This is a genomic window from Ornithinimicrobium murale (assembly GCF_003352835.1).
In the GTDB taxonomy this organism is placed as follows: domain Bacteria; phylum Actinomycetota; class Actinomycetes; order Actinomycetales; family Dermatophilaceae; genus Ornithinicoccus; species Ornithinicoccus muralis.
Genome location: NZ_QLVD01000026.1, coordinates 14,038 through 26,199 on the forward strand (window position 1 = coordinate 14,038; position 12,162 = coordinate 26,199).

Sequence of the window (12,162 nt, forward strand, 5' to 3'; positions counted from 1 at the left end):
ATGAGGTTTTCATCCGCGAGCCATTCGAGGCTCGTCTGTTGGCGCGGGCTTCCCGGAAGGCGTGCCAGGACGGCAGGATCTCGGGAACTCCTCGTACAGCGCGTTCTTGAACCGCCGGAAGGCTCCTTGACCTTGGATGGCTCTTTCTAGTCGGCGTCCCACGCCGTCGTTGCTTAACCGGTCCGCGAAGTCGACCATGTCTTGATACCAGATGTACGACGGGAGCGGATCGATCGGCGTCAGGTCCACGTCCTCGAGGTCAACGGGGTTCTGCCCGTCGATACCCGTGTCAGAGGTCCAAAAGGCCACCTGCCCCGACTGAGGGTCGATTAGCCACCGATGGTCGTAGTCACTCTGGTCGGACAGCGCCGTGGCGATCTCGTCCAAGTCCAGCTGGCTCAGTTCGAGCATGACTCCAGAGTAGAAGGTATGTCGCCGACGTGTCCGTAGCACCAAACCCCCGAGCACGTCATCGGTGATCGCGCCTACGCTGATACGGATCGCGCCCGGCGCCGCAGATGAGTGAATCTGCTGCGCACCATCGGGGCTGTAGCGCGCGATGCTCGTCAGTTCGAGTTGCCAAGGCCGAGGGCGGCAAGAACCGCCGCGCCTCCATCCAGGAGACCGCCGACGGTTCCGCCCTGGTTGTCTGCTCCGGGCGGCGTAGAGTGGGGGTTGTCGGTCAGACGCACGCTGCGACAGCCGTAATCGTCTACGACTACTCCGGTGAGATCGCCTTCGTGGGCGTACACCACCATCCAGCGCGGTCCGAGGTCCGCAGGGCATGCTTGGTCAGGACTACGAGGGCCAGGTCATCTAGAGCACCACGCAGGCCCGGTGGGTCATCCGCAGTGACGGGCTCGGGTGATCCAGCGCGTTCCCATCCGGCGCTGTCGCCGTCAGGATGGTCCACGAGGTGGTAACCGCAAACCCAAGCTTCCTGCGGCTGGAGAAGGGTCGGAAGCTTCTTCGCAGGCTCCTCGACGCCAAAGCCGTAACCGGACGGGTCGTCCCCGATCGGCAATTCTTGGGGACAAGGGAGACCATCCGCTTCGGGGACCTCGCTGGATCGCACCGTGGGACGCTCTGCCGTTGTCGTGGGACGCTCTGCCGTTGTCGCGCTCGTCTCGCATCCGGTGAGGATGAGACCCGCCATTGCCAGGCACAGGAGCACGCCGGCGGGGCCGATCCGACCCCGAACGTGGAATCGGGTAGCGACGGCACTGGCATAGCCGATGTTGGGCGCCATGATCTATTGACGTTCCCACAACCACTGCGGTTCAGGGTTGGGACTCCGTGCTCTCTCCCTGTCCGTGGCTATGTCTGAGGCGGCCGAAGGCTGGCGCGTCCTCCTGGCGGCGGAATCCGGCGGAGTGACGCTCCCGGGCCGACGAGTCGAGTGAGCGACGTGCATGTCCCTACGTTTGTCTCGGGCTGTCGGTGAAGCAGGGCGAGGCACTGTGCCCGTCTCTGTCGGACCGGCTGACTATGGTGCGGGCACAGTGAAGTGTCGCACCTGGTGAACGGAGTATCGGTGGAGTTCGTCCTTCTCATTTGTGCGGTGGTGGCCGTCATCTGGCTGGTCCGCCGTCGGTCGGCCAAGAAGCCCACCCCGCCCTCAAGCAGTGCGAGGCCCTCGCCAGTTGAGCCATCCGTTCGCCGAGTCGAGTCAGATCGTACGCGACGGGTCCACGTCACCCGTGAGTGGTCACCGAGCGAGGCGCGTGAGGATTACGGTTACAAACGGGAGATCCCGTTTGCGGAGGCGCACCAACTAGGGCCTCTATTCCGTTATGGCGGAGCAGGGCGACGTGGGAGGGACCGGCACGAGCACAACGGTCCCTACGCTGTGGTCGACCTCGAAACGACAGGCCTGTCTCCCAAATCGGGAGATCGAGTGATCGAGGTGGCGGTCGCTCGGGTTGATGCGAAAGGTCGGATCGAAGATGAGTTCGCCACCCTGATCAACCCCGACGGCGAAGATACAGGGCCGGTGTTCATCCATGGCATCAGCAACGACGCAGTCCGCGAAGCCCCGCGATTTACCGAAATTGCCGGTGAACTGCTCGCTCGGCTCGACGGCGCTGTGGTCGTGGCACACAACGCCACATTCGAGGAGCATTTCTTGCGCGCGGAGTTCGCCAGGGCCGGGATCACCCTCAGCCAACCATTGCCAGCGCTCTGCACCCTGTGGCTAGCACAGCGCACGGTCTCGACGCCGAACCACCGCTTGGGCACCCTTTGCCGCCATCACGGAATCCCTTTCGTGGACAAGCACGCCGCGCTCGGCGATGTACGGGCCACTAGTGCCCTCCTACCGAGACTGCTTGATTCCGTGGGACAGCCCCTGGTCTACGGGGCGACCCCGGCCTCCGGGCTGGCACCCGGTTACGTTGCCGGTTCAGTCATCCCACGGACGCGGGCGGTCCAGCTCCGCAAGGGCACTGAAGGGTGGATGGCCTCCCTAATGGCCCGCCTGCCGATGACCGCTGCCGAGGCAGCAGGGCCCCAAGCCGCGATGTACCTCGACGAGCTATCCGAAGTATTGGAAGACGGGCGCATCATCGGAGATGAGGCGAAGAAGCTAGCCAAGATCGCCGGGGCAGCCGGTATGGGTGGCGCCCAGGTGCGGGCACTGAACCATCAGTTCCTTGACCTCATGCTCCAAGCGGCTCTGGAGGACGATGCGCTCACCGGAGCCGAAATCCGGGAGCTCAAACGCGCCGCTACCGGCCTGGGCGAACCGAACCGGTTCGACCACCTGACCCCCACCCCTCCGGCAGCACCCACCAGGAGTTCCGCCAGAATAATCACCGAACCCGCCAACGCGGCCCGAACGGTGAAGACGAACGAGGGCTCGAGGGCCGACCGTACGCAGCGAGCCAAGCTCGCAGTGCAGCAACAACAACGAGGCGACTCTCGCGAACAAATCGCGGCAGCTTTGGGTGTGAGCGTGGCCACCGTCAAGACACTGCTGCGAGACGGACGGTTCTATCTGAATCCTTCTAGCGACCCTGTGCGCTGTGATCTAGCACGAGCCGCTGCCCAATCACGAGAGAACGGGCAGACCCAAGCAGACTTTCGCTCTGATCAAGCACTGTCCGCGGCCAAGGCACAGGAAGCGTGGCGAGACGCGGCGATCCTCCTCGCCCATGAGGACCCACTACATCTATGAGTTCTCAATCGAAGCGCGACGACGGCATTTGGCGACGACTGCTGCGACATTCTTGGCGCGCAGACGCGGCGGGATGAAGCTGCCAGGCTCGGTTGTCGGCGTTCGGTGCCATATTGGGACCATGACCCGAGGCGAAGACGATGGTAATGCCGAACTCGCTCGAGTGTTCGAGGGCTTGACTCGGGCCACAACTTGGGAGGGAGGGAGCGTGCCCAGAACGAGATCGCGTGCTAGTGCCCGAGGGTACGTAGGACGGCCCGCGTGGCCAACTATGGTGCCCGAATGACTTTCCCAGCCATGGTCGTGCGCGTCCTTATCGCATCACCCGGCGACACCGTTGCAGAGCGTGCTGCCGTGGAGCAGGCCATCTATGACTGGAATGCGGCTCGCGCGCTAGGTGCAGGCGTGATTCTGATGCCCGTGCGCTGGGAATCCCACGCCGTCCCCGCGTTGGGGCCGGACGCCCAAACCATGATCAACGAGCAGTTCGGTGACGTCTGCGACATCGTCGTGGCGATCTTTAACAGCCGTGTGGGAACCGCTACCCCGAGAGCAATCTCGGGCTCGGTGGAAGAGATCGAACGGGCACGGGACGCTGGACGTCCGGTACACGTTTGGTTCTCGACGGCCCCAGTTCCGCGTGACGTGGATCTCGAGCAACTGTCGAAGGTGCGAGAGTTCAAGGAGAGCATAGAGGGCCTGTACGGAGAGTACGCAGACATCGCAGACCTCTCCTTCAAGGTCCGCCAGGCACTAGAACACGACGTGCATCGACTCGCCGATTCGAACAAAGTAGATCTCGTGGGACCGCTGGCGCGAGGACCTGCTGCACAAGAAACAAGAGCGAGTGGGCCCAACGCAAGGCTTCGTGCAATGGGGCGATCAGGGCAGCAGGGCGAAGTCACGATATCCATCACCAACTCTGGTACCGCCGCAGCCGAAGAACTCTCCGTGGCCTTTGTGAGCTCCTCCGGTCAGGAGCTTCAGGCTCACGGTCCGCAGCATGCCGATCTACTCGACGGTGCCACGCAAACGTGGCACATGTGGCTCTCACTCGCTGACACCGCACCAGAGCGAGTAAAGATGACTTGGTACGAGGATGGCGTCGCGCGGTCACTGGAGCAGGTCGTTTCAGTCTGAAGGGGCTCTCTCGTCTCATCCGAGATCTCCGCGTTGGTGTTCGCTCTCCGCGGCGGGACCTGACTACCGAGCACGGCGCGGTGGTCATTCTGGACGGCCGCAGCATCAAGGTCGTGCCCGACGTTGGTTGGCTTGGTGGCTCCTGCGGCGACCCAGATATCAACCCCGATCGACGCTGCCGCCAACGCGATGAATGCTGAACCACGCCACTACTTCGCCTCAGGTCAGGCACGCCCAGTCGCGGCGGAAGGACGCGGGTATTCGGTGAAAGTTCCCAGCAACCCGATCTGGCGTGACAGCCAAGCCCGAAGGGGACAATGTTCACATGACCGCGCACTCCTACATCCGAACGCCTGGCCACCTGTTCTTCGCGTACCGCGAGTCGTACTCGGAGGAGTTGGCGTCTCTGTTCAAGGACGACGACCTTGTCACCAGTCTCGAAGCCCCAGTCTACGAAACCACGGCGAAACGCATGCGTGAGCGCATGGACGTCTCTGGTCTGACGTTGGCCGACGCACGCCGCCGCCTAGACGCCGAGTACCGGGTCGCGCTCAATTACGACGAGGACGCTGAGTCAATGAACTCTTGGCTCGATAGAAACCGTTGGCAGATCACGGGAGCAGATGCGCCCGAGTATGCCAAATCTGTCGAAGACTCCGAAGTCCCCTTATGGACAGCCGACAATCCTCGGCTCCCGTTCCGTCTTCTTCTTGAGGAACTACAGGACGACGACACTATCGCTCTTGACCTTGAGGACGTCGTCGCATCCGGACATGTCCCAGCTGATCCGAGGCTGTGCCGGAATGCCTATGAGAAGTACGCCACGATCATCGAAGGCCCCATGATCGTGTTGACCGAAGGAACAAGTGACGGCGTGGCGATCGGAGGGGCGCTTGACGTTCTTGCTCCCCATCTCAGCGGCCTGATCCGGTTCCTTGACTGGGATCTGAAGCCGGAGGGCGGCGCCTCAGCCGTCGTCCGTGGCGTCCGGGCTCTGGCTGCGGCTGGAGTCCGGAACCCAGTCCTCGCGCTACTCGACAATGACACCGCTGGCGCCGAAGCGGTCGCGCAGTTGGAGGCGACGCCGCTGCCTACGAATTTCAGGGTCCGCCGGCTGCCACGGCTCGCCTCCGCCACCGACTACCCAACAATCGGACCAACTGGACACGCAAGCCTCGACATTAACGGCTCTGCGGTCTCAGTTGAACTATTCTTCGGCCTCGACGTTCTAGGAGAGAACGACGGCCGTCCCGCCATCCAATGGACTGGGTACTCTCAGAAGGCGAAGCAGTATCAAGGCGAGATACTTGACAAGGCCGATCTCCAGCAACGCTTCGCCGCCAAGGTGGCTACTGCGAGGGCGGCGGGCGGGCCTCACTCCGGTCAGGACTGGGCGGATATGCAGACGCTGGTCGATGCCATAAGAACGGCCTTTGTCGGGTCTCGGCAAGAGTTCGGTTTGACCTGAGGTGACAACTGCCAGCCTGTGACCCGCGGACTCCTGTGCGGCGGAACGACGCGCCCTTCAGGCATCCCGACTCGCGGCGCCAGCCATCACGCGGCCTGGCTGCCCTCACCAGGTGTCGAGATGCAGTGAAGGCTGCGCCGTGCGATGCGAGAAAGGTTGCATAGAACCGTCAGTGGGGGCGGTCCGTGCAAAATTGAAGGAAGGCGAGGTTAACTCCGAGACTTGAGCGTCGCTGGCTTCATGCCAAGACGAAGGGCGATCCAGACGCGTAGCAGTTCAACGCCTTGGTGTACATGAGCGAGTTTCACGTCCGGCGCAACGACTGCACGGTTCGCATGTTTCACCGAGTTGTACGAATCCGCGAAGTCCTGGCCGAACGTCGTGTCGTCAAACGACAAGCTCCCGACGACGTCATCGAGCAGGTGATCGACGCGCTTAGCAACGTTGGTGCCGTTGGCAGCAGCTGGCGTTTTGCCGGAGTCAATGAGGGCTTGGTATCCGACCGCCTCAAGGGCGATGCCTAACTGAGATATGACGGCATCGACCGTCGCCCCTTCAAGGTCAAGTAGACCAACCAAGGGAGTGATTCCCCGCTCGTAGGTCGCTACGAGCTTGAGCCAACGCGCAATCCCCCTCGTTCCGATCTCCGAGTAGGCGAATAGGAATCGGTCGCTAGGCTTCCAAACACCGTCGGCGAGCCCCGTCGTGGCGGTACGCACCTCGCGCCACTGATTGTGCGTCTTACCCTTGACTTCCAGCGTCTCTTTGAGGCTGGCAGCTTGATGGGACTGGAAGTTGATCGGTCGCCAAGCGGCCACTCGGACAAGGTTGCGGACAGCGAAGTGGAGCTCGAGGTGGTCCCGCCACTCCTTCGACGACTTCGCGAAGGTCTCAATGAAGACCCTACTGCGGTAGGCCGCCTCTGGAGACCACCCTCCCGGACCCGAGCCAATCGCGATTGCCTTCAGGTTCAACTGTCTCCCGAGGGTGAGAGCATCGACTGCTCCCATGGTGGTCGTCATCTCGAGAGGCCCACCGCCCTCCGACATCTTGATGGTCGTCTGGTGTGCCGAGTAGGCCAGCCAAAACCCCAACCCATCAATCTCAGACCGAAGCCCGTTGAGCTTCTTGTAATTGGCTGCCTGACGAGCCTTCTCTAGCGCGTAGCGCGCGCGCACTGTGCCCCGACCTACGCCCAGGCCCATGTTGGTATTCGCTCTGCCGCTGACGCAGCCGAGCAATCCGACTGGCCCCTTGTCGTCAAAGTAGTCGAGTTCTGTAGGGGGCTCGTAACGGTGCTTGCTGCGGTCCGGGTCGTCCATGTGGAGCATGTTGTGTGACCACCAGCGAGAGCGCTGGTCCTCGTGCGCCAGGAACGGCACATGAAGCCGAACGCCCGTGCCGTCGAACTCGAAGAGCGCCGACATTAGATCCGTGTCGGGGTCACCGTCGACGAGAAACCCGATGCGGGTCGTCCTGTCCTCCGCCATCAGTTCGTCCACCATTCCTCGGTAATCATCTTCTGTGTGGGACAACGTGAAGTGTTCGCGACGCCGCTCCACCAGCATCGCGTGTCACGAGGCCTCGCTCCATGAAAGAGTCTCGACAACTGTCGGGATGTAGCGCGCGCTGCAGGGGCGCCCCAGCTCGACCTTGAGGGTTTCGCGACACCTGCCGTCTTGGGGCCGCGTCGCTCAGTTGCTGCAAGCATCGGCGCATCACTCTGGGGCGTGCCATCGCCGTTCGCCGTACGGTGAACGTGCGACCCGTCGCGGATGGTGCCATCGGCGCTCTCGAGCGGAGAGGGTTTGCGGAAGAGCCGTGTGAGCCGTCGTCCGGTCCCGGACTGGAGCGGTCCTGCGACCCGTCGCAGGGCTGCAGGTCCCCGGCGTGCGGCTCGCAGCATCGCCGGGTCAGACGGCTACGCATACTGGCCGTTCAACCGGAACAGCGAAAGGTCGAAGCCTGCTCCAGTCAGGCTGCTCGTGAATTGGCTGCCGTCTGTCTTGCGGCACGTCAGGGCTGTGACGCTCTCACTCGAGATACGCGGCGCTGATTGCTGCGGGTCCGCCGTCCTGCCCGCGGGCGCCGGCGTGAGCCGTGGATCATGTCTCATCTGTCAGTGTCTCAACATGGGCTAGCCCGGGGTGTGGCACGGAACTAACTGTTGGGCTGTCGTATGAGAAATCGAGCCTGTCGAGACCCCTATCAAGTCCTGCGGGTAGATCGTTGTCGGCAACGATGAACTGTAATCGCCCAGGGGTGACCGCAACTTGGGTTGCGAAGCGTCGATACATCTGAGCGGCGATGTCTTCTTGTGTGCCTAATGCCAGTCGCGGGCTGTCAAGGAGTAAGAAGGTTGGAAAACGCGTGTCTCGCCGACGCGCGGAGACAGTCACGAGAGTAATCCAATAGGCGACCTGTGTCGCCGTGATGATTCCGCCACCCGCACTGGCGTCGGCAAAGGGGCTGCCGTTTAGAAGCGGCAGGTAGGTATCGCGACTGATCGACGCTGTCTCAACGCTCGGGATTCCGAAGTCTCTTACAGTGGTTTGGAACTCGTCGTCGAGTTCGTCGAAGAGTTCGGCTCTCCGACGATGCAGTTCTGCCTCCGAACTTCGCAGGCTCCCCTGCAACTCGGCCCGCCGTGTAACTAGCGTTTCAGCATGTGCCGCCAGGTCTTCGGCCCGATCCCACTGGATGAGGGCACGTTCAAGCGATCTCTGTTCGGCAGAAGCGGCCGCCACTCGAGCGGCCGCATCCCCGTAGGCCTGAAGGCGCGGCGTCACGCGTACAGCCGTGCGTTCGTCGATCCCAGTGGACAGCGACCGCACTAGCTCGTGCCTTCTTGCTGCAACGGCGGCTGCCTGGTGAGCTTGGTCGCTGAGGAGCCGTATTTGTTCGGTGATCTCGGCGAGTTGCTCGCGGAGTTGCGCGGACTCGTACTGGTCGCTCGCATGTAGTCCTTCCACGATGTCGTCCTGAAGGCACACGGGGCACGTGCCGGCCGGAACCATGCGCTGATCAAGCCGTTGGGTGCAACGTGGGCACATCGAGAACTCAATGTTGGCTAAGCGCAGTCCCGCCGAACTCATTCGCGCAAGCCGTTGAATGTCCTGTGACACTCTGCGTCGCTCCGTCTCGTACTCCTCACGCTGACGCGTCAGCTCCTGAGTGAGTTCTCGCGCCTCGGCGAGGCCGCGCTCTGCTTCGTTGAGGAGGTCACGGAGGACCTGCGCTTGACTGTCTACGGCTTCCGCAAGCTGGTCCTGCAATGAGAGCAGAACCGACTGGGCCTCGGACTGCTCGCTTTTTGCACGCTCCAGCTCCGCTTCCGCATCGAGTCGGGTGGTCTGGCCCGTATCAGCGAGGAACTGCTCGACGACAGCCGCCTCTTGTTGGGCCAGCTCGATCTCGCCGCGTAGTGTATTGATCTCTGACCGCATCGTGAGAATTTCTGACGACGTAATGCCAAAGAGGAGCTCGAACACGGACTTGCGCTTCGGGTCGTAGTAGCCCTCGTCGCTTCCGGCGATGTCTCGGTTCATTCTTGCTTGGGGTACGTACATGAAACGAAAAACGTCGTTGAAGGTGATCAAACTTCCAGCACTGGTGCTCCGGGAGCCTCGGGCCGCCGCTTTGATTCCGGGGTCTAATGTCATGGCGTTGAGGAGGAAGTCGCTAATCGACGGCTCGTTTCCCCCTACGAAGTGGTCACGCTGTCGCTCACCGGTCACGAGATCGAGGATTCGAATACTCCGTCGCCTCTCCGGGTCCAAGCCCCGGGAGAGTTGGACACGTAAACTTCCGATGTGGATGGACAGGTGCACGTCGGTGACGTTTTGACCAGCGACAGGTGCAAGCTGGCCGTCGCCACCTAGCCCGAACTTAATAAGTTCCAGGAGAGTGGTCTTGCCGACGCCAGTCTGACCCACTAGGACTACGAGGTCTCCCGAGAAGGAGTACTTGACTGCACCAGCAGAGGTATCGAGGTGGACAGACTCAATGCGGAAGTTGACAGTCACGAGATCAGCTCTCGGTGAGGGCGGTCCATGAGGTCAGCGAAGCGGTCGTAGATCAATTCCTTGAGGGCATTGCCGGTCAGACCCTCTGACGCCTCGGCGACGGCCGCGCAGCGATCTGCAATCTCCGTCCAGACTGGGTCCGTTGCAAGTTCCTCAGCAAGTTGACTTCCCGCCGGCGTGGGACTTAGCGCGATACTCCCGCGCCGCCCCTTGACGTATCTGAGGAGTCCTCGCGAGATAAGTGCACCGACCACCGGGTAATAGCGGTCGTCCCAAGGCCCGTACTTGTATCGTGTCATAGGATCCTCCACCTCCGTGGGCGCAGCGATCTCGTCGTCAGTCAAGTGCATTCTGAGGTCGGCGGTGTCCAATCGATCGAGAATCAGCGGGGCCAAGGCAGGGTAACGCACCAAGAAGTCAAGCTTGGCAAGCTTTGTCAGCCCATCAAGTTTGCGCTGGTGTCCTGGTTCGGCGGCTACGGCTCTCACCAGCAAAAGGACGCGTGCCTGATGGTAAGCAAGGTCCTCGACCACCCAGCTCAGTTCGTCTAGGTCCTCCTCTGATGTCATGACGCGGCCTCCCCCGCGACGAGTTGGCGGAGCATCTCTTGGGCGTCGAAGCGGTCGGTGTACCAAACACGACAGGTGTTGGCGAGTTCGGACACGCCGCCAAGTAGCAGATCAGCACTCAATCCGTGGGCGTCCGTCTGGCCCTCTAGGTCTTGGAGCCCCTCGCTGAGGTGGCGCCACAACTGTGCCCCCCAAGGGTGAGTCTCCGTCCGGACCACATCAGTGGCTTCGTCGACAGCGCGTCGAAGAATATTGTCCAGGCGGCTGCGGTGATCGCCCGTATTCGGGTGACTGAGACGAGCGCGCCAGTACCGGCGATATTGCAAGCGGAGTTCGTCCGCCCTCTCTACAGCATTGTCCGAGCAACCACCCTGGCTCATCTTCACAGCCATTCGATTCGCCTTAATAATGCGCGGCAGTGGCGCGTATCCCGCCAGGTTATTGAGCGCAAACCGAACGGCGATATCAACGTCCCGCACCGAAAGCGTTCGCGGGGCAAGCGAATCGTCGTGTTCCACACCGAGGACGACCGGCAATCCGCCGCCGACCGATGGGCCAGCGTTTCGCATGCGCGGCCTGACGAGCGCGAACGCTGCCTGCCAGGCAGCGGCACCGCCGGAGGGCCGGCCTAGGCGTTCGGCGACGGGCCTTCCGTACCGCTCGGCGGCCAGGTCCGGAAGTTGGTCGCGGCGGGGTTGAGCATCCTGGAACCGAAGCCCGGCCAGGAAGGATCTGATGCCATCTGTGTCCGGTTCAGCCACATCCGGCGGCAGTTGGCCGACGAGGGCGGCCTTGAAGTGATCGATCAACGCCAGAAGCTCGGCGGCGTTCGAGGCCGGGTCTTCTCGGAGTTGGTCGCACCCCCTCGCGATCTTCCTTCCGTCACCCGCTAGTCCTCCTGTGGTCACAACGCGGCAACGAGGAGTCCGTTCGAGTGCCATCCAGCGGCGGAAGAGATGTAAGACGCCAGCCTCGTTGAGCACTTGCCGGAACGAAGTGATCGGTGCGATGCTCGCCTCGCGATGCTTCCCCGAAACCAGTTCGGTCGAGCCGTTATGCACGATGCTCCAGTCTTCGTGATGTTCGCAGACGACGGTAGCCTCATCTGAAAGACTAAGATTCCCCGCGTCATCAAGAGACTGGAAGTAGAGCGCTAGGACATCCGCAGTGGCCATCATTGCCTGCCACTCGTATCGGTCCGCGGTCTGAGCCCCGGCATCGTCCGGAGGGGGCGTTGCGCGAAGAATTTCTTCGGGCGCTACCTCGTCTGCAATGTCGGTCATGTCACCTCGGCAGCGTGCTCATGGCTTATCGGCTCCAATGGAAGCAAGCTAGGCCAAGGGCCGCGGACGTCGGCGTAGAGTCCGGCGGCACCCGCCCCGCCGTGTCTTTCCACGATGTTGGCAGGTGCGGTCGTTGCGAGGTCCGGGACCTGAGTGGAGAGCGTGTCAGTCTCAAACATGGCTGCAGGGACCCCCGTCAATGCCCCGGCCGAGGCGAAACACGCAGGCAGGTATGGCACGCGCTGCGCCTCCTCTAGCCAGCGCAACTCGCCCACGTTGCCAGTCATATGGGTTCAGCCTATGTCAGCGACGGCGCGGCAGCCAGCATTTCTAACTCGTCGCCCAGTGGAAGTCTCGCCAGCCGTGGTGTGCCGGCGCGGTGCGGGAGCCGCTTTCGAGGCGGTGTGGGAGAGGTTGATTGCCGACGGCATAGAACTCGCATGATCCCTGACCACCACATGGACGGACCAAGTATCGCGTGCTCAGAGTGGGCGACATTGAC

8 protein-coding genes are annotated in these 12,162 nt (G+C 62.3%); 3 read left to right on the top strand and 5 right to left on the bottom strand.

Going from position 1 to position 12,162, the window contains the following annotated elements:
• Positions 1–9: 9 nt before the first annotated feature.
• A complete protein-coding gene (locus DPQ65_RS12450; RefSeq protein ID WP_202863124.1) occupies positions 10–411 on the bottom strand; it encodes a hypothetical protein in 402 nt (133 codons plus the stop codon).
• A 1,438-nt stretch (positions 412–1,849) separates the two neighbouring features.
• Between DPQ65_RS12450 and DPQ65_RS12455 the strand changes: the two genes are divergently transcribed.
• The 3 genes from DPQ65_RS12455 to DPQ65_RS12465 all read left to right on the top strand — a co-directional run bounded on the left by DPQ65_RS12455 (position 1,850) and on the right by DPQ65_RS12465 (position 5,783).
• Complete coding sequence (locus tag DPQ65_RS12455; protein ID WP_162802199.1) at positions 1,850–3,175, top strand: 3'-5' exonuclease; 1,326 nt, start codon at positions 1,850–1,852, stop codon at positions 3,173–3,175.
• A 282-nt stretch (positions 3,176–3,457) separates the two neighbouring features.
• Positions 3,458–4,315, top strand: a complete 858-nt coding sequence (locus tag DPQ65_RS12460) for a DUF4062 domain-containing protein (protein WP_162802200.1) — start codon at positions 3,458–3,460, stop codon at positions 4,313–4,315.
• Between the two features lie 325 nt (positions 4,316–4,640).
• A complete protein-coding gene (locus tag DPQ65_RS12465; RefSeq protein WP_114907680.1) occupies positions 4,641–5,783 on the top strand; it encodes a hypothetical protein in 1,143 nt (380 codons plus the stop codon).
• 209 nt (positions 5,784–5,992) lie between these two features.
• Here DPQ65_RS12465 and DPQ65_RS12470 read toward each other — a convergent pair whose 3' ends face one another.
• The 4 genes from DPQ65_RS12470 to DPQ65_RS12485 form a co-directional block, all read right to left on the bottom strand.
• A complete protein-coding gene (locus tag DPQ65_RS12470; protein ID WP_162802201.1) occupies positions 5,993–7,285 on the bottom strand; it encodes an ApeA N-terminal domain 1-containing protein in 1,293 nt (430 codons plus the stop codon).
• Positions 7,286–7,888: 603 nt separating this feature from the next.
• Complete coding sequence (locus DPQ65_RS12475; RefSeq protein WP_114907682.1) at positions 7,889–9,808, bottom strand: AAA family ATPase; 1,920 nt, start codon at positions 9,806–9,808, stop codon at positions 7,889–7,891.
• Positions 9,805–10,377 carry a hypothetical protein gene (locus DPQ65_RS15885; RefSeq protein WP_202863126.1) on the bottom strand — a complete coding sequence of 191 codons (573 nt, stop codon included), beginning with the start codon at positions 10,375–10,377 and terminating at the stop codon, positions 9,805–9,807. The genes DPQ65_RS12475 and DPQ65_RS15885 overlap by 4 nt, the downstream gene beginning before the upstream one ends.
• Complete coding sequence (locus DPQ65_RS12485) at positions 10,374–11,660, bottom strand: hypothetical protein (RefSeq protein WP_114907683.1); 1,287 nt, start codon at positions 11,658–11,660, stop codon at positions 10,374–10,376. Before DPQ65_RS12485 ends, DPQ65_RS15885 begins: the two co-directional genes overlap by 4 nt.
• Positions 11,661–12,162: the final 502 nt, after the last annotated feature.